Annotated in this window: 15 protein-coding genes; 8 read left to right on the top strand and 7 right to left on the bottom strand. The window is 59.8% G+C overall.

What is annotated here, in order from left to right:
- Window positions 1-13 precede the first annotated feature (13 nt).
- From gatA to LIX91_RS12415, 5 genes are all read left to right on the top strand, one after another.
- Window positions 14-1,465: an Asp-tRNA(Asn)/Glu-tRNA(Gln) amidotransferase subunit GatA gene (gene gatA, locus LIX91_RS12435; RefSeq protein ID WP_046269285.1), complete on the top strand. Its 1,452-nt coding sequence runs from the start codon at window positions 14-16 to the stop codon at window positions 1,463-1,465.
- Window positions 1,466-1,475: 10 nt separating this feature from the next.
- Complete coding sequence (gene gatB / locus LIX91_RS12430; protein ID WP_003313612.1) at window positions 1,476-2,921, top strand: Asp-tRNA(Asn)/Glu-tRNA(Gln) amidotransferase subunit GatB; 1,446 nt, start codon at window positions 1,476-1,478, stop codon at window positions 2,919-2,921.
- Between the two features lie 355 nt (window positions 2,922-3,276).
- Window positions 3,277-3,645 carry a septal ring lytic transglycosylase RlpA family protein gene (locus LIX91_RS12425; protein WP_024641676.1) on the top strand — a complete coding sequence of 123 codons (369 nt, stop codon included), beginning with the start codon at window positions 3,277-3,279 and terminating at the stop codon, window positions 3,643-3,645.
- Window positions 3,646-3,723: 78 nt separating this feature from the next.
- Entirely contained in the window at window positions 3,724-4,755 is a 1,032-nt protein-coding gene (locus tag LIX91_RS12420) for a calcium/sodium antiporter (protein ID WP_226488546.1), read from the top strand.
- 33 nt (window positions 4,756-4,788) lie between these two features.
- Complete coding sequence (locus tag LIX91_RS12415; RefSeq protein ID WP_003400208.1) at window positions 4,789-5,172, top strand: carboxymuconolactone decarboxylase family protein; 384 nt, start codon at window positions 4,789-4,791, stop codon at window positions 5,170-5,172.
- Here LIX91_RS12415 and LIX91_RS12410 read toward each other — a convergent pair.
- Entirely contained in the window at window positions 5,169-6,110 is a 942-nt protein-coding gene (locus LIX91_RS12410; RefSeq protein ID WP_003395218.1) for an AEC family transporter, read from the bottom strand. The genes LIX91_RS12415 and LIX91_RS12410 overlap by 4 nt on opposite strands.
- Before the next feature lie 107 nt (window positions 6,111-6,217).
- On the bottom strand, window positions 6,218-7,801 hold the full coding sequence (locus LIX91_RS12405) for an alkaline phosphatase D family protein (protein WP_226488545.1): 1,584 nt from the start codon (window positions 7,799-7,801) through the stop codon (window positions 6,218-6,220).
- A gap of 157 nt (window positions 7,802-7,958) precedes the next feature.
- Between LIX91_RS12405 and LIX91_RS12400 the strand changes: the two genes are divergently transcribed.
- The 3 genes from LIX91_RS12400 to LIX91_RS12390 all read left to right on the top strand — a co-directional run bounded on the left by LIX91_RS12400 (window position 7,959) and on the right by LIX91_RS12390 (window position 12,418).
- The gene (locus tag LIX91_RS12400; RefSeq protein WP_004411696.1) at window positions 7,959-8,975 is read left to right on the top strand and encodes a class I SAM-dependent rRNA methyltransferase; all 1,017 of its coding nucleotides are present in this window, start codon (window positions 7,959-7,961) and stop codon (window positions 8,973-8,975) included.
- Window positions 8,976-9,098: 123 nt separating this feature from the next.
- Entirely contained in the window at window positions 9,099-12,083 is a 2,985-nt protein-coding gene (locus tag LIX91_RS12395; RefSeq protein WP_226488544.1) for a DUF748 domain-containing protein, read from the top strand.
- Entirely contained in the window at window positions 12,080-12,418 is a 339-nt protein-coding gene (locus tag LIX91_RS12390; RefSeq protein WP_032703184.1) for a DUF2845 domain-containing protein, read from the top strand. The genes LIX91_RS12395 and LIX91_RS12390 overlap by 4 nt, the downstream gene beginning before the upstream one ends.
- A 145-nt stretch (window positions 12,419-12,563) precedes the next feature.
- Here LIX91_RS12390 and LIX91_RS12385 read toward each other — a convergent pair whose 3' ends face one another.
- The 5 genes from LIX91_RS12385 to rbfA all read right to left on the bottom strand — a co-directional run bounded on the left by LIX91_RS12385 (window position 12,564) and on the right by rbfA (window position 17,254).
- Window positions 12,564-12,917: a BON domain-containing protein gene (locus LIX91_RS12385; RefSeq protein ID WP_003313621.1), complete on the bottom strand. Its 354-nt coding sequence runs from the start codon at window positions 12,915-12,917 to the stop codon at window positions 12,564-12,566.
- A 289-nt stretch (window positions 12,918-13,206) separates the two neighbouring features.
- Entirely contained in the window at window positions 13,207-15,312 is a 2,106-nt protein-coding gene (gene pnp, locus LIX91_RS12380) for a polyribonucleotide nucleotidyltransferase (protein WP_226488543.1), read from the bottom strand.
- Window positions 15,313-15,487: 175 nt separating this feature from the next.
- Window positions 15,488-15,757, bottom strand: a complete 270-nt coding sequence (rpsO, locus tag LIX91_RS12375; RefSeq protein ID WP_002555121.1) for a 30S ribosomal protein S15 — start codon at window positions 15,755-15,757, stop codon at window positions 15,488-15,490.
- 159 nt (window positions 15,758-15,916) lie between these two features.
- Complete coding sequence (gene truB / locus LIX91_RS12370; protein WP_003400189.1) at window positions 15,917-16,834, bottom strand: tRNA pseudouridine(55) synthase TruB; 918 nt, start codon at window positions 16,832-16,834, stop codon at window positions 15,917-15,919.
- A 3-nt stretch (window positions 16,835-16,837) separates the two neighbouring features.
- Window positions 16,838-17,254, bottom strand: a complete 417-nt coding sequence (gene rbfA / locus LIX91_RS12365; RefSeq protein ID WP_226488542.1) for a 30S ribosome-binding factor RbfA — start codon at window positions 17,252-17,254, stop codon at window positions 16,838-16,840.
- Window positions 17,255-17,389 lie beyond the last annotated feature (135 nt).

Raw genomic sequence — 17,389 nt, 5'->3', positions numbered from 1 at the left:
GGAAAGCGCCTGCATGCATCAAATGACTCTGGCCGAGATCGCTCGCGGACTCGCCGATAAAAAGTTTTCTTCCGAAGAGCTGACTCGCGTTCTGCTGTCGCGCATCGCGACGCTCGACCCGCAGCTCAACAGCTTCATCAGCCTCACCGAAGACCTGGCCATCACCCAGGCGCAGGCGGCAGACGCGCGCCGTGCAGCCGGTGAAAACGGCCCGCTGCTCGGTGCGCCGCTGGCCCACAAGGACCTGTTCTGCACCCAGGGCATCCGCACCAGCTGCGGCTCGCTGATGCTCGACAATTTCAAGGCACCCTACGATGCCACGGTCGTTTCGCGTCTGGCATCGGCCGGCACAGTGACCCTGGGCAAGACCAACATGGACGAATTCGCCATGGGTTCGGCGAACGAATCCAGCCATTACGGCGCGGTGAAAAACCCGTGGAACCTGGAATGCGTGCCTGGCGGTTCTTCCGGTGGTTCGGCCGCCGCTGTTGCTGCGCGCCTGTTGCCCGCTGCGACCGGCACCGACACCGGAGGCTCGATTCGCCAGCCTGCGGCATTGACCAACCTCACCGGCCTCAAGCCGACCTACGGCCGCGTATCGCGCTGGGGCATGATTGCCTACGCATCAAGCCTTGATCAGGCGGGCCCGATGGCACGCACGGCCGAAGATTGCGCACTGCTGCTGCAAGGCATGGCCGGTTTCGACCCGCAGGACTCGACCAGCATCGACGAGCCGGTTCCGGACTACTCCGCCAGCCTCAATACCTCGCTCAAGGGCCTGCGTATCGGTGTGCCGAAAGAATATTTCAGCGCAGGCCTCGACCCGCGCATCGCGCAGTTGGTGCATGAAAGCGTCAAGGAGCTGGAAAAGCTCGGCGTGATCGTCAAGGAAGTCAGCCTGCCTAACCTGCAGCACGCGATCCCGGCCTACTACGTCATCGCCCCGGCTGAAGCCTCGTCCAACCTGTCGCGCTTCGACGGTGTGCGTTTCGGCTACCGCTGCGAAGACCCGAAGGACCTGACCGACCTGTACAAGCGCTCGCGCGCCGAAGGCTTCGGCCCGGAAGTCCAGCGACGCATCATGGTCGGCGCCTACGCGCTGTCGGCGGGTTACTACGACGCCTATTACCTGCAGGCGCAGAAAATCCGTCGCCTGATCAAGAACGATTTCATGAGCGCGTTCGCCGATGTCGACGTGATTCTCGGCCCGACCACGCCCAACCCGGCCTGGAAAATCGGCGCCAAGACCAACGATCCGATTGCCGAATACCTGGAAGACTTCTACACCATCACCGCCAACCTGGCGGGCCTGCCCGGCTTGTCCATGCCAGCTGGCTTCGTCGACGGTCTGCCGGTCGGCGTGCAGCTGCTCGCTCCGTATTTCCAGGAAGGCCGTCTCTTGAATGTGGCGCATCAGTATCAGCAAGTCACCGACTGGCACACTCGCGCACCTGAAGGCTTCTGAGGAGAAACACATGCAATGGGAAGTCGTCATCGGGCTGGAGATTCATACCCAGCTTTCGACCCAATCAAAGATTTTTTCCGGTAGCGCGACCACGTTCGGCTCCGAGCCCAACACGCAGGCCAGCCTCGTCGACCTGGGCATGCCCGGCGTATTGCCGGTGCTGAACAAGGAAGCCGTGCGCATGGCCGTCAAGTTCGGCCTGGCAGTCAACGCCGAAATCGGCCAGCACAACGTGTTTGCCCGCAAGAACTACTTCTACCCGGACCTGCCCAAGGGCTATCAGATCAGCCAGATGGAGCTGCCGATTGTCGGCAAAGGCCACCTGGACATCCCCCTTGAAGACGGCACCGTCAAGCGCATCGGCATCACCCGTGCGCACCTGGAAGAGGACGCGGGCAAGAGCCTGCATGAAGACTTCCAGGGCATGACCGGTATCGACCTGAACCGTGCCGGCACCCCGCTGCTGGAGATCGTTTCCGAGCCGGACATGCGCAACGCCAAGGAAGCCGTGGCTTACGTCAAGGCGATCCACGCAATTGTCCGCTACCTGGGCATCTGTGACGGCAACATGGCCGAAGGTTCGCTGCGCTGCGACTGCAACGTATCGATTCGTCCCAAGGGCCAGGTCGAGTTCGGCACGCGTTGCGAAATCAAGAACGTCAACTCGTTCCGCTTCATCGAAAAGGCGATCAACAGCGAGATTCAGCGCCAGATCGACCTGATCGAAGACGGTGGCAAGGTTATCCAGCAGACGCGCCTGTATGACCCGAACACCAACGAAACCCGCGCCATGCGCAGCAAAGAGGAAGCCAACGACTACCGTTACTTCCCCGACCCGGATCTGTTGCCGGTGATCATCGAGGACTCGTTCCTCGAAGAAACCCGCGCCACCTTGCCGGAGCTGCCACCGCAGAAACGCGAACGCTTCCAGAGCCAGTTCGGTCTGTCGACCTACGACGCCAGCGTATTGGCTTCGAGCCGCGAGCAGGCTGACTACTTCGAACAGGTGGTGAGCATCAGCGGTGACGCCAAACTGGCAGCCAACTGGGTCATGGTCGAGCTGGGCAGCCTGCTGAACAAGCAGGGCCTGGAGATCGACCAGTCGCCGGTGAGTGCCGAGCAGTTGGGCGGCATGCTCAAGCGCATCACCGACAACACCATTTCCGGCAAGATCGCGAAAATGGTCTTCGAGGCGATGGCCAATGGTGAAGGCAGCGCCGATGAAGTCATAGAAAAGCGCGGCCTGAAGCAGGTCACCGACAGCGGCGCCATCGAATCGATGCTCGACGAAGTGCTGGCAGCCAACGCGGAACAGGTCGAACAGTATCGTGCCGCGGACGAAGCCAAGCGCGGCAAGATGTTCGGCTTCTTCGTCGGTCAGGCGATGAAAGCTTCCAAAGGCAAAGCCAACCCGCAGCAGGTCAACGAACTGCTGAAGGCCAAGCTGGAGGGCTGATCCTCGTCACTCTCGTTCCCACGCTATGCGATCAGCGTTATACACGAGTCTTGTGGGAGCGAGCTTGCTCGCGAATAGGCCGGTACAGCCTCTAGAGCCAGGGCGTTTGGACCAAGGTCTTCGTGAGCAAGCTCACTCCCACGGAGATCTTTATTCACATCGCGATTGCGGTCAAAGACCCCGCCTTCGGGGCTCTTCATGACTTATGTATAACGCTGAGCGCTCCGCGTGGGAATGCAGTTCCGGACGCTCTGCGTCCGCTGTTGAGTACGCGGAACGTCACAAAACGCATGCCAACATGGAGCCTTGGCACGAGCGTCAACCACAACTACTCCGGCACTCAGGAACCCACCCCATGCGCCGCCTTATTTTTACCTGCAGCCTGCTGACCTTACTGGCAGGATGCGCCAATCACATCATCGACCCCCATGGTTACGACGAGACCGGCACCGCCGCCTATTACGGCGCCCGCCATCATGGCAACCGCACTGCCAGCGGCGAACCGTTCAATCAGAATGCGCTGACCGCTGCACATCGACAGCTGCCTTTCGGCACGCGCGTCAAAGTGACCAACCTCGACAACGACAGGTCGGTCGTCGTACGCGTCAATGATCGCGGCCCTCACACGCGTGGCCGTCTGATCGATGTCTCTCGCGAAGCGGCCGAACAACTGGGTATGCTGCGCAGCGGGACAGCGCCAGTCCGCGTACAGGCCCTGGATTAACCCCGACTCTCGATTACCTCCGATAAGGACACTCGTATTCTCCAGCTATCGGCCCTGCCCGCCCCCGCGCTCATCCAGATGCTCAGTGGCTTGTTATTGCTGCTGATCGGGGCAGAACTGTCAGTGCGCGCAGCGGTGCATCTGGCGGCTATTTTCAAGGTCCGGCCACTGATCGTCGGCCTGACCGTCGTGGCGATGGGCACTAGCGCGCCGCAGATGGCAGTAAGCCTGCAAGCCGCGTTTGCCGATAACACCGACATCGCGGTGGGCAGTGTCATCGGCGGTAACATTTTCAATGTGTTGGTGATCCTTGGCCTGTGTGCGCTGATCATTCCGTTACGCGTTGCCCGTCAGGTGTTGCACGTCGACATTCCGCTGATGATCGGTGCCTGCCTGCTGGCTATCGGCCTGTCGTGGAGCGGCGAATTCAGCAAGCTTGACGGCGCACTGCTGCTCGCCGGGTTGCTGTTCTGCCTGATCGTCATCATCCGCCAGGGCGGCCATGCGCCGCGTCACGGACAGGCCGAGACAACCGAAAAACCTCGTACCTTCACGCGCCTCCTCATGCTTGCCACGGGCTTGCTGCTGTTGACCGCTGGCGGACACCTGCTGGTCGACGCCTCAGTGGTGATTGCCATCCACCTGGGGCTTTCCGAACGCATCGTCGGTCTGACCATCATTGCCATTGGCACCTCATTGCCGGCACTGATGACCTCGCTGATCGCAGCGTTTCGCGGCGAACGCGATATTGCCGTGGGCAACGTGATCGGCAGCAACCTGTTCAATCTGCTGGGCGTGCTGGGGCTGACCGCACTGGTCGCCCCGGTGCCGCTGACGATCTCGCCAAATGCACTGGTGTTCGACCTGCCGATCATGCTCGGCGTGTCGCTGCTGTGTGTGCCGCTGTTTTATTCCGGATACCGCATAGACCGTCTCGAAGGCCTGTTTCTGCTGTCGTTGTACCTGACCTACGGGCTGCATATCCTGTCGATCAGCACCGGTATGGCGCTGGCCGAACGGCTTGAAAGCAAAATGCTCACGCTGGTGTTACCTGTGCTGGGCGCTGTGGTTGTCTGGGGCACGATTCGCGCCTGGCGACGCCAGCACTGACCTCCAACCCGCATCGATACAAGGAGCAAGGCCATGACAGACAAGACGATCAGCGATGGCGAACAGATCCGTCGCCAGGTGATGGGCGATGTCTACGTCGACCGCGCGCTGGGCAATGCCACCGAGTTCAGCCAGCCGCTGCAGGATTTCGTCAACGAGCACGCCTGGGGCAGCGTCTGGAGTCGCGAGGGCCTGCCATTGAAAACCCGCAGCCTGATCACCCTGGCCACCCTCACCGCCCTGAAATGCCCGCAAGAACTGAAGGGCCACGTTCGTGGCGCACTGAACAATGGCTGCACGGTCGAGGAGATTCGCGAAGCCCTGCTGCACTGCGCGGTGTACGCCGGCGTGCCAGCAGCCATCGACGCGTTTCGTGCGGCGCAGGAAGTGATCGACAGCTACGTCAAAGCGGATTAGATCCAGCCGCCCCATTGCAGGATGAAAATCCCCACGTTGGTCGTGACTGCTGCCGCCAGCGTGGTGATGACGATGATCGCAGCGGCCAGTTCGTAATTGCCGTTGGCCGTGCGCGCCATGATGTAGCTGGCTGCCGCTGTCGGGCTGCCGAAATACAGGAACAGAATCCCCAGTTCAGCGCCGCGAAAACCCGCCAGCCAGGCGGCCAGCGTGCACAGCACTGGCAGCGTGATCATCTTCATGACGCTGGCACTGATAGCCAGCTTCCCACTCTTGCGCAACGAAGCCAGCGACAACGTGCCGCCGATGCAGATCAGTGCCAGCGGCAGGGTCATCTGGGCCAGGTAGCTGCCAGAGGTTTCCAGCCATTTGGGCAGGCCGATGGCGAAGTAAGCAAAGGGTGAGGCGATGATCACGCTGATGATCAGTGGATTGGCCAGCACGCTTTTGAAGATGCTCCACGGGTCGGACTTGATCACCGGGCTGTAAACCGCCAATACCACCGTCGATAACGTGTTGTAGAAGACGATGACCAGCGCGGCGAGAATGGCGCCCAGTGAAATGCCATCAGGCCCGTACATGCTGGCCGCCAGGGCGAGACCGATGACCCCGTTATTGCCACGAAACGCGCCCTGAACGTAGATCCCTCGCTCTTCGTGCGGGCAGCGCCAGATCGCCCAGCACCAGGCGAATGCAAAACTCAGAAGCGTGGCGATGCTGAAAAAAATCAGCAGCTTGGGCTGCAGGGCGGTGCGCAGGTCGGCGTGAATAATGCCCAGAAACAGCAGCGCAGGCATGGTGACGTTGAACACCAGACCGGAAGCCGCAACGATGAAACCATCATTGATCGCGCCGATTCGCCTGAGGAACACGCCCAGAAACAGCATGGCAAAAACCGGGGCGGTGATGTTCAGGGTTTCGAGAAAAATAGCCAGCATGCAACGCGTCCGGTCCCGTCGTTAGGTCGCTCATGATAGGCCACCGAGGACAAGCATGTTGCACGGAATTTCCGAAACCCTGATCACCCCGCAGCGCCTGTTGCTCATCAGACGATGCGGCTGACTTCCTTCACAGGCTGGAGCTTGCGCTCGAAGACCGAGACGCCGTCCAGATCGCGCAGCGCCACGGTCATCTCACCGGTCTGCCCGTCGATATTCACTTCGCCAAAGAACTGAAAACCCGCAAATGGCGAGGTGTTCTGCGCAGGGGGCGCCTTCTGGAACACCAGCTCGGGGCCAAAGGTCTTGTCCAGCACATTGGGACCATAGCTACCGGCATTCAATGGCCCGGCGACGAACTCCCAGAACGGGTCGAAGTCCTGAAACACAGCCAGATCCGGCTGGTAATGATGCGCAGCGCAGTAATGCACGTCGGCCGTCAGCCAGACACAATCGCGAATCTTCTGCGCGCGCAGGTACGCCAGCAATTCGGCGACCTCCAGCTCACGCCCCAACGCCGGGCCGTCATTGCCGTTGGCGATGGCCTCCCAACGCTGTACGCCGGGGCTGACCTCGCCATCCGGCACGCCCAGGCCAATGGGCATGTCCGCCGCGATTACTTTCCACTGCGCACGCGATGCAGTGAGCTCGCGCTTGAGCCAGTCCAGTTGCTCACGGCCCATGAATGCGGTGGTCGGACCCGGTTTGTCGGCCAGGTTGGCATCGTTGCCGGCGCGGTAACTGCGCATATCGAGGACGAACACGTCGAGCATCGGACCGTAGGGGATCTTGCGATAAATGCGTCCGCCGTTGTCGGCTTCCTGCAAGCGCAGCGGCGCGTATTCCAGATAAGCCTGGCGGGCACGCGAGGACAGCAGGCCGATGTCCTTGACCTTGTAGCGATCATCGAGCTGTTTGCTGGGCGACCAGTTGTTGGTCACTTCGTGATCGTCCCACTGCCAGATCTGCGGCACTTCGGCGTTGAAGCGGCGCAGGTTTTCATCCATCAGGTTGTAGCGGTAATTGCCCCGGTATTCGTCGAGGGTCTCCGCCACCTTGCTTTTCGCCTCGGTGGTGATATTGCGCCAGACGCGCCCGCCCTCCGTGGTGAGCTGCTCCGGCACCGGGCTGTCGGCGTAGATGGTGTCACCGCTGTGGATAAAAAAGTCCGGCAAGCGCAAACGCATGGCTTCGTAGATACGCATGCCGCCAATATCGGGGTTGATGCCAAAGCCCTGCCCTACCGTGTCGCCGCTCCAGACGAAGCGGATGTCGCGGCGCTGCTGCGGTGTGCTGCGCAAATGACCGAACCACGGCTCACCGGCGACACCGCTCTGCGCATCCTCGAAAGACACCCGGTAAAAAATCGCCTGATCGACCGGCAGCCCGCTCAACTCGACCCGCGCGGTAAAGTCGGTACGCTGATCGGCCAGCGCCGACACCACGCGGCGCGGCTGGGTGAACATGCTGCGTGTGTCCCACTCGACGACCATGCGCGAGGGCCGGTCGCTACGGCTCCAGACGATCGCCTTGTCGCCGAACACATCGCCGGACTGCACGCCATCCATCATCTTCGGACGATCCTGCACCGAGGCGATAACCGCCGGCGCAACACCCGGTAACAGCAGACCGGCACCTACCGTTCCGACGGCCTGGATGACACGGCGACGCTTGAGATCGAACTGGCTCACGGTTATCCCCTCGCTGACAGGCAAAAAAGCACCGTAGCAGGGGAATATTGGCGCTGTATGACAACGCAGGAGATCAAGCGCATGACAGACGCCAAAAACCTCCGGCGCCCGGTAACTGGTAAACTCCCGCGCCTTATTCCAGCCCGAGGCGCTCAGCATGTCTTCCTTGAATCAGGCGCTCAGCGTCGCCCTCGACAATCGCCAGGCGTTGCTTGACGAACTGCATGGACAGGGCACGGACTGCTATCGACTGTTTCACGGCAGCCAGGAAGGTGCCAGCGGGCTGACCATCGACCGCTACGGCCCGCAATTGCTGGTGCAAAGCTTTCACTCTCGCCTGGATCGCGACGTCCTGCTGGCATTGCATGAACAGGTCAACACGCGCCTGGGCCTGGACACCCTGCTGGTCTATAACGATCGCTCGCAAGGCAACTCGCGCGTGGATCGCCATGACACCGTGTACAAGGCTGAAGAAGCAGCGCTGGCCGATCATGTCGGCCACGAATGGGGGCTCAATTACCGGGTCCGCGGCCGGCATGCAGGCCAGGACCCGCTGTTGTTTCTCGACCTGCGCAACACCCGCGGCTGGGTCAAGCAGCACAGCGCCGGCAAAAGCGTGCTGAACCTGTTCGCCTACACCTGCGGCGTCGGTCTGAGTGCTGCGGCCGGTGGCGCGAGTGAAGTGTGCAACCTGGACTTCGCCGAGGGCAATCTGGCGGTGGGTCGCGAGAATGGTGCGCTCAATCCGCAACTGCCGCCCATGCAATTCATTCAGTCGGATTATTTTCCGGCGATCCGCCAGTTGGCCGGGCTGCCCATTGCCGCGCGCCGCAGCCAGCAATTGCCCAGCTACGTGAAACTGCAACAGCGCCAATATGATCTGGTCCTGCTCGACCCACCAGCCTGGGCCAAGAGCGCGTTCGGCACCGTTGATTTGCTGCGCGACTATCAAAGCCTGCTCAAACCTGCGCTGTTGACCACGGCGGACGATGGTGTGCTGATCTGCTGCAACAATCTGGCGAAAGTCAGCATGCAAGACTGGCGTGAGCAGGTACTGCGCTGTGCCACCAAGGCCGGGCGTCCGGTGCGCGACTGCCAGGAGATGCGCCCCGCCGCAGACTTCCCGTCTCAGGATAATCAACCGCCGCTGAAAACGCTGATCCTGCAACTCTGATCCGGCGCTTGATATCGTAAAGTACAACCGGAAAGTTCCTACAAGCCGCGATGGCAGTGCCTTCGGAACCGAACAGGCATGCCATACTCCAAGGGCTTCCAAAAGAGAGAGACGCCGCTGCCCATGTCCAGAGGATTGAAACGCACACTTGGCTCCCTGCTGGCTGTGATCGCGCTCTACAGTTTATTGGGATTTTTCATTCTTCCCGGCGTCGCTCTGCGGATCGCGAACCAGCAACTGGCCAATTACGCCACAGTGCCGGCAAAGCTCGAACGCCTGGAATTCAACCCCTTCACGCTGGAGCTGACGCTCTGGGGCCTGAACATCGGCACGCCGGGGAAGGAGCAGGTGGCGTTTGAAAAGCTTTATGCCAATCTGCAAATCAACAGCCTGTGGACGCGGGCCCTGCATCTGCAACGCGTCGAGCTGATCAAACCGCGCACCGAGCTGCTGTTCGACAAACAGGGCAAGCTCAATCTGGCACAGCTGTTCAAGCTGCCCGCCAGCGAGCCGACACAGGACGAACCCGCCAGCAAGCCATTCCCGCTGCGTATCGCCGAAATCAAACTGGCGGGAGGCTACGTTCACTTCCAGGACCTGCGCCCCAGCCAGCCCATCGAGTTTCTCTACGACGCGCTGGATTTCGAGCTCAAGAACCTCAGCACACTGCCTGAAGACAATGCCGACATGACCCTGGTCGCGGCGGGGCCGGACGGTGGGCAGATCGACTGGGTCGGCCGTATCAGCCTGATCCCGATCGCCTCCGAAGGCACGTTGAAAGTCACTGACAGCAAGATGAAGCTGTGGTGGCCTTATGTGCGTGATGCCTTGCCGCTGGCGCTCGAGGACGGCGTGCTGAATTTCAGCACGGCCTACACACTGAATCTGTCCAGGGAAACCGAGCTGAAGCTGACCAACGTGTCGGCCAGTGTCGCGCCATTCGCGCTCAACGCTCCCGACGGTCGCCCGCTGGTACGTCTGCAACGCCTGGACGTCAGCGAAACATCGGTCGACCTGGCAAAGCAGCTGATTACCGTAGGCAAGGTGCGCAGCCAGAAGCTGGAAACCTGGGCCGCGCGTGAAGCCGACGGGCAACTGGACTGGCAAAAACTGTTTGCCAGCCAACCTGGCAAGCCCGCAGCAGCGCACACCCCAGCCGTGGACGAAAAAGCCGCCGAGCCGGCCCCCGCCACCGAGGCCGCAGCCAAGGCCAGCGCTCAACCCGTGGCGCAGAGCAAACCCTGGCAGGTCCTGTTGCGGGATGTGCAGTTACGCAACTACATGGTCCACCTGGCCGATCGCGTGCCTCAAGAGCCGGTCGCGCTGGACGTTGGTCCGCTGAATCTGGACATCCAGAATTTCGACAGCCTGAACAAGGCGCCCTTCACGCTCAAGCTGGATACCGGGCTGGGCAAACAGGGCAATCTCACTGCCGCCGGTGACGTGAACCTCAACCCGGTCAGCGCACGACTCAACGTAACCACCCGCGACATCGACCTGCGCCTCGCCCAGGCCTACATCAGCCCGTTCATTCGTCTGGAGCTGCGCAGCGGCATGCTCGGCAGCGATCTGGCGGTCGACCTGAAAAGCACCGAGCCACTGGCGTTCAGCGTCACCGGTAAAGCACAGGTCAATCAGCTGCACACGCTGGATACGCTCAAACAGCGCGACTTCCTGAAGTGGCAGCAATTGGCGCTGGAGGGGCTGGACTACCAGCACGGCAAGGGCCTGTCGATTGCCAAAGTGAACATGGATCAGCCTTACGCGCGCTTCATGATCAATGAGGACCGGACCACTAACATCGACGATCTGTTGATCCCGCAGCCAGCCGACGCAGCTACTGGCAAGACCGCCGCCCAGCCAAAGGCAGTCAAAACCCAAGCCGCAGGCAAGAAGGAAAACCCGCTGGCGATCTACGTGGGTGAAGTGAATATCAACAATGGCTCGGCAAACTTTGCCGACATGACCCTGACCCCCAACTTCGCCACCGCCGTGCAGCAACTCAATGGGCGTATCGGCACCATCGACAATCGCAAGCCTACACCGGCGCCCGTGAATATCGAGGGCAAGGTCGACCGCTATGCACCGGTGACCATCAAGGGCAGCCTCAACCCGTTCGACCCGATGGCCAGCCTGGATATCACCACCAGCTTCAAGCGTGTCGAGCTGACCAACCTGACCCCTTACTCCGGCAAGTTCGCAGGTTTCCGGATCCGTAAGGGCCGGCTCAATCTCGACCTGCACTACCTGATCACCAAGGGCCAGCTCAAGGCCCAGAACAAGGTGCTGGTGGAGCAGTTGCAACTGGGTGAGCGGGTCGACAGCCCGGATGCGCTGGACCTGCCTATTCGTCTGGCGGTCGCGCTGCTCAAGGATACCAAGGGCCGTATTTCCCTTGAGCTGCCCATCGAAGGCGACCTGAACAACCCGCAGTTCAGCGTCATGCCGATCGTCTGGCAGACCCTGCGCAACCTGGTACTGCGTGCCGCGCAGGCCCCGTTCAAGATGCTCGGCGGGCTGGTTGCCGGTGGAAGCTCCGAGGACCTCGGCAGCGTAAGTTTCGCGCCAGGCGCCAGTGACTTGTCGGCAGAGGCGCAAAAGGCCCTGGACAAGCTCTCGGTAGCGCTCAAGGAGCGTCCGGACCTGAAACTGGAGATCGAAGGCACCAGCGCCGCCAGCAGTGACGGTCCATTGATCGCCCAGCAAAGGCTGGAACGCGAATACCAGTACACGTATTACAAGATCCTCCAGCGACGCGGCGACAAGGTTCCAGCCAGGGCCGGCTTGATAGAGGTCCCGGAAGAGGAAAAGGCGCCTATGCTCGAAGGTATCTACAGGACACGCCTGAAACAGCAACCGCCCGCTGAATGGGCCAGTCTGGGCAAGGAGCAACGTGCCGCCCAGATGCGTGCCGCTGTGCTCAAGTTCTGGAGCAGCAATGAGGTGCTGCTGCGCGAACTGGGCCAGAGCAGAGCCAGCAGCATCAAGGATTACCTGGTGGACAAGGGCAAGCTCGAAGACGCTCGCGTGTACTTCGTCGACGCGCAACTGGGTCAGGCCCAACCGGATGGTAAAGTCATCAGCCCCCTCCACCTCGACAGCGAATGAAGCCTTTGGCACACACCCGAATCAAACGGCTGATCAACCTGACCCTCGCCGCCATGGCCGGGTCAGTTGTAGGCTCAGCACACGCCAGCTCAACCCTGCGCTGCGGTAGCCAAGTGGTCAGCACCGGCGACCGGGCATTCGAAGTCCAGCAGAAGTGCGGCGAACCGGTCAGCCAGGAAGTGCTCGGCACTCAGGAAACCTTCAATAGCAATTATCGAAGGTCCGAAGCCGTAAGGATCGAGGAATGGATCTACGGTCCTGATAACGGCATGTATCAGTACCTGCGCTTCGAAGGCGGGCGCCTGGTGGGCATCGAGAGCAAACGCCGCAACTGATCCCCCTGCTTCTCTTGATCTGTTTCGTAGCGCCCATAGAAAAGGCCCCGACTCTTCAGTCGGGGCCTTTAATGGCTACATCCTTGTAGCCTCGCATGAACCTTCCATCAATCAATGACTGCGGCTGTTCATGAGCAGTATTCGATTACTCGGCTTTCAGGCCAGCAGCCGATACGTCTTTAACGCCTTTGATTTTCTTGGCGATAGCGACGGCAGTAGTTTTCTGAGCTTCAGTCACTTTTACCATGGAGGACAGGGAAACCACGCCTTTGTTGGTCTCAACCTTGATGTCCGAGCCTGGGATGCCTTTTTCGGTCAGCAGGTCGGCTTTGACTTTGGTGGTGATCCAGGTATCAGAAGTATCTTCTTTGACTTCTTGAGTAGTGGTGTTAGCTGCCAGAACCATTGGCGCTTGAGCCGAGGTCTGTGCGAAAGCAGCGTTGGCCATGGTCAGAGTCAGGGCAGTAGCGGTAGCAGCGGCAATAGCGAACTTCTTCATACGATAACTCCTGTTTTTCTCAAAATCTGCACCAGCATGTGGTGGCAGGGTTAACAGGTATATCGCAAGCGGTGTGCCAAAAATGAGACAGTCAAAATAGCCTTTAAAATCAATTACTTATGTTTTGCGCTATTTTGCTGAGTCGTGCAGATTGCCCGTTCGTGCAAAACCGGGCTTGCAAGATGCATGTTTGCACCGAGCAGTTTGCATGCTCCATGTGTAAGCCTCTAATTGCGCTCATAAAAAAAGGACTCCGAAGAGTCCCTTTTTCACATACCGCTCAGATCGATCAGACGCCCGACGCTTTCGCTGCGGCTACGTCTTTGAACGACAGCTTGATACGGCCGCGGTTATCCACGTCCAGTACCAGTACTTCGACTTCCTGACCTTCCTTGAGGATGTCGGTCACTTTCTCTACGCGAGCATCGCTCAGCATGGAGATGTGAACCAGACCGTCCTTGCCCGGCAGGATGTTGACGAATGCGCCGAAATCGACGATGCGCTCAACCTTACCGACGTAGATCTTGCCGATTTCCGCTTCTGCGGTGATGCCCAGAACGCGCTGACGTGCTGCCTCAGCCGCTTCCTTGGACTCACCGAAGATCTTGATCGAGCCGTCGTCTTCGATGTCGATCGAAGCCTTGGTCTCTTCGCAGATGGCACGGATGGTTGCGCCACCCTTGCCGATCACGTCACGGATCTTGTCGGTGTCGATCTTCATCGCGATCATGGTCGGAGCGTTGGCCGACAGTTCGTTACGCGACTGACCGATGATCTGGTTCATCTGGCCGAGGATGTTCAGGCGAGCTTCCAGGGCCTGGCCCAGGGCGATCTCCATGATTTCTTCGGTGATGCCTTTGATCTTGATGTCCATCTGCAGCGCGGTAACACCTTTGGAGGTACCGGCTACCTTGAAGTCCATGTCACCCAGGTGGTCTTCGTCACCCAGGATGTCGGTCAGAATGGCGAACTTCTCGCCTTCCTTGACCAGACCCATGGCGATACCGGCAACCGGCGCCTTCATCGGCACACCAGCGTCCATCAGAGCCAGGGAAGCACCGCAGACCGAAGCCATGGAGCTGGAGCCGTTGGACTCGGTGATTTCCGACACGACACGGATGGTGTACGGGAACACGTCAGCGCCTGGCAGCATGGCCTGGACACTGCGACGGGCCAGACGGCCGTGACCGATTTCACGACGACCTGCGCCGCCCATGCGACCACACTCGCCCACCGAGAACGGAGGGAAGTTGTAGTGCAGCATGAAGGGGTCTTTTTTCTCGCCTTCGAGGGTATCGAGCAGCTGCGCGTCACGTGCAGTACCCAGCGTGGCAACAACCAGCGCCTGAGTTTCGCCACGGGTGAACAGTGCCGAACCGTGAGTCTTCGGCAGAACGCCGACTTCGATGTTCAGAGGACGAACGGTGCGCGTGTCACGACCATCGATACGCGGCTTGCCGTTAACGATGTTTTCGCGAACGGTGCGGTATTCGATTTCGCCGAAAGCGGCTTTGACTTCGCTGGCAGACGGGCTGCCTTCTTCCACGGCCAGTTTGGCAACGATCTGATCTTTCAGCTCGCCAAGACGCGCATAACGGTCGGCTTTGACGGTGATGGTGTAAGCCTGGGAAATCGCTTCGCCGAACTCGGAGCGGATAGCGCTCAGCAGTTCAGTCGCCTCAGGCTTCGGCTGCCAGGCCCAGGTAGGCTTGGCGGCTTCGGCAGCCAGTTCCTTGATGGCGTTGATCACGACCTGGAACTCGTCATGCGCGAACAGCACGGCGCCCAGCATCTGGTCTTCGGTCAGCTCTTTGGCTTCCGACTCGACCATCAGAACGGCTTCGGAAGTACCGGCAACGACCATGTCCAGGCTCGAAGCCTGCAGCTGCTCGTAAGTCGGGTTCAACAGGTAGCCGGTGCTTTCGTGGAAAGCAACGCGGGCAGCACCGACCGGACCGTCAAACGGGATACCGGAGATGGCCAGGGCAGCCGAAGTACCGATCATCGCAGCGATGTCCGGATCGATTTTCTTGCTGGTGGAGACGACGGTGCAGACAACCTGCACTTCGTTCATGAAGCCTTCTGGAAACAACGGGCGGATCGGACGGTCGATCAGGCGCGAAGTCAGGGTTTCTTTCTCGGAAGGACGGCCTTCACGCTTGAAGAAACCACCAGGAATCTTGCCGGCAGCGTAGGTTTTTTCCTGATAGTGCACGGACAGAGGGAAGAAGCCTTTGCCAGCGTCAGCCTGTTTGGCGCCGACCACAGTCACGAGTACGCTGACGTCGTCGTCAACGGTGACCAATACTGCACCAGAGGCTTGACGGGCGATACGGCCTGTCTCGAGGGTTACGGTCGATTGACCGAACTGAAACTTTTTGATTACCGGGTTCACGGTTTCCTACCTTTCTTTGTGGCTCTTGGGGAACTGGTTTCTTGCGAATTCTTGGGCAGCGTGGGGAATCGGCCCCTTCCACAGCCCAGATAAAACTTGAGGCTGGGAGCCTGCCAGAACCACCGGGAAAACCCGACGGATCGTGACAGACAACCAACCTCTAGCAACGTCGTTATTAGCGACGCAGACCCAGACGACCGATCAGGGCGCTGTAACGGCTAACGTCCTTACCTTTCAGGTAATCCAGCAGCTTGCGACGCTGGTTTACCATACGGATCAGACCACGACGCGAGTGGTGGTCCTTACCGTTGGCCTTGAAGTGGCCTTGCAGTTTGTTGATGTTGGCGGTCAGCAGTGCAACTTGCACTTCTGGCGAACCAGTATCACCAACAGCTTGCTGGTAGTCGGTTACGATCTGAGCTTTTTCTTCAACGCTGAGTGCCATGTGGGCAATCCTTTTGTGCAAGGAAGCGCTTCCGGAGAAACGTTTCCAACAGGCCGAGGACAGATCCTCGTATTAAAAAATGAGGTATGACCGTGCCTGTTGACAGCCATCCTCGTTCCACCCCACTCGCCGGCAAGCCGACGGCTGGACTGGTTTCGGTCACTCTGACCGAATCAGGCGACGCGGCGCAATGCGCCCGTCTTCGGCGACTTCACCGATACCGATGAAGCGACCTTCGTGATCCTGCACGCGAACCATACCGAATTTCGGTGCGTCCGGCGCGCGTACTGGCTGACCATGCAACCAGTAAAACGAACTGTGTTCCGAAAACTTCAACAGCGGCCAGTCCAGCAGACCGCTGTCCGATGGCATCAGGAAACGGTCAACCGCCTCATTGCCGCCGTCGGCATGCACCTGCTCGAGCTCTTCCAGCGTCACTGTCTGAGCCAGCGTGAAAGGCCCGGCCTGGGTACGACGCAGCTCTGCGACGTAAGCACCACAACCAAGCTTCTCACCGATATCCTCGACCAGCGTGCGGATATAGGTGCCTTTGCTGCAATCGACGGACAGACGTGCCGTGTCGCCTTCGCAAGCAAGTAATTCCAGGCGCGCAATAGTAACAGAACGGGGCTCGCGCTCCACTACTTCCCCTGCACGCGCCAGCTTGTAAAGTGGCTGGCCATCACGCTTGAGGGCCGAGTACATGGGAGGTATCTGGCTGATTTGTCCGCGAAAATGCGGCAGAGCCGCTTCGATATCGTCGCGACCAACGGTCACCGGACGCGTGAGCAAAACCTCGCCTTCAGAGTCGGCAGTGGTAGTGGTCTTGCCCAGTTGCGCCAGGGTCTCGTAGGACTTGTCCGAATCGAGCAGGTACTGAGAGAACTTGGTCGCTTCACCAAAGCACAACGGCAGAACACCCGTTGCCAGAGGATCAAGGCTGCCGGTGTGCCCGGCTTTCTCGGCATTGAGCAGCCAGCGAACCTTTTGCAGAGCGGCGTTGGAAGTGAAACCCAGCGGCTTGTCGAGCAGGATGATCCCGCTGACATTGCGGCGTATACGCTTGACCTGAGCCACTCTTTATTCCTCGGTACTTTCAGGCTTTGCATCCGCCGATGCAGGGCTTTCCTGATGCTGACCGTCTTCTGCCACGGCACGCTCGATCAGTGCCGAGAGATGCGCGCCACGTACGACGCTTTCGTCATAGTGGAAATGCAGTTGAGGCACGCTGCGCAGCTTCATTTCGCGGGCCAGCTGCATACGCAGGAAACCTGCGGCAGCGTTGAGCACCTTGATGGTCTGCGCGATTTCTTCCGCGCTGTCCTGGCCCATGACGGTCATGAAAATCTTCGCATGACCCACGTCACGGCTGACGTCTACGGCGGTGATGGTGACCAGACCCACACGTGGGTCCTTGATTTCGCGACGGATCAGCTGCGCCAGTTCGCGCTGCATCTGATCGCCGATACGTTGGGTACGGCTGTATTCTTTTGCCATGCTTGTTACCTGTTACTGATCCGGGACCAAACCCTGACAGTCTGAAAGCGGCAAACGCCCGGCCTGACAATTGCCAGACCGGGCGTTGCGTTTAGAGCCCATGGGGAAAGCAGGGCATTTGCATGCAAGGCTCCC

This window comes from Pseudomonas sp. B20 (assembly GCF_020515755.1).
Lineage (GTDB): Bacteria > Pseudomonadota > Gammaproteobacteria > Pseudomonadales > Pseudomonadaceae > Aquipseudomonas > Aquipseudomonas syringae.
The sequence above is the reverse complement of the archived record's forward strand: the minus strand, read 5'-3'. Positions and strand labels throughout refer to the sequence as shown.

Excerpts from the sequence above, each read along its gene's own strand:
- gatA (WP_046269285.1), top strand. The coding sequence starts at position 14 with ATGCATCAAATGACTCTGGCCGAGATCGCTCGCGGACTCGCCGATAAA.
- rbfA (WP_226488542.1), bottom strand. The coding sequence starts at position 17,254 with ATGGCAAAAGAATACAGCCGTACCCAACGTATCGGCGATCAGATGCAG.
- LIX91_RS12400 (WP_004411696.1), top strand. The coding sequence starts at position 7,959 with ATGTCTTCCTTGAATCAGGCGCTCAGCGTCGCCCTCGACAATCGCCAG.
- LIX91_RS12390 (WP_032703184.1), top strand. The coding sequence starts at position 12,080 with ATGAAGCCTTTGGCACACACCCGAATCAAACGGCTGATCAACCTGACC.
- LIX91_RS12425 (WP_024641676.1), top strand. The coding sequence starts at position 3,277 with ATGCGCCGCCTTATTTTTACCTGCAGCCTGCTGACCTTACTGGCAGGA.
- LIX91_RS12420 (WP_226488546.1), top strand. The coding sequence starts at position 3,724 with ATGCTCAGTGGCTTGTTATTGCTGCTGATCGGGGCAGAACTGTCAGTG.
- LIX91_RS12395 (WP_226488544.1), top strand. The coding sequence starts at position 9,099 with ATGTCCAGAGGATTGAAACGCACACTTGGCTCCCTGCTGGCTGTGATC.
- gatB (WP_003313612.1), top strand. The coding sequence starts at position 1,476 with ATGCAATGGGAAGTCGTCATCGGGCTGGAGATTCATACCCAGCTTTCG.
- LIX91_RS12410 (WP_003395218.1), bottom strand. The coding sequence starts at position 6,110 with ATGCTGGCTATTTTTCTCGAAACCCTGAACATCACCGCCCCGGTTTTT.
- rpsO (WP_002555121.1), bottom strand. The coding sequence starts at position 15,757 with ATGGCACTCAGCGTTGAAGAAAAAGCTCAGATCGTAACCGACTACCAG.
- LIX91_RS12385 (WP_003313621.1), bottom strand. The coding sequence starts at position 12,917 with ATGAAGAAGTTCGCTATTGCCGCTGCTACCGCTACTGCCCTGACTCTG.
- LIX91_RS12415 (WP_003400208.1), top strand. The coding sequence starts at position 4,789 with ATGACAGACAAGACGATCAGCGATGGCGAACAGATCCGTCGCCAGGTG.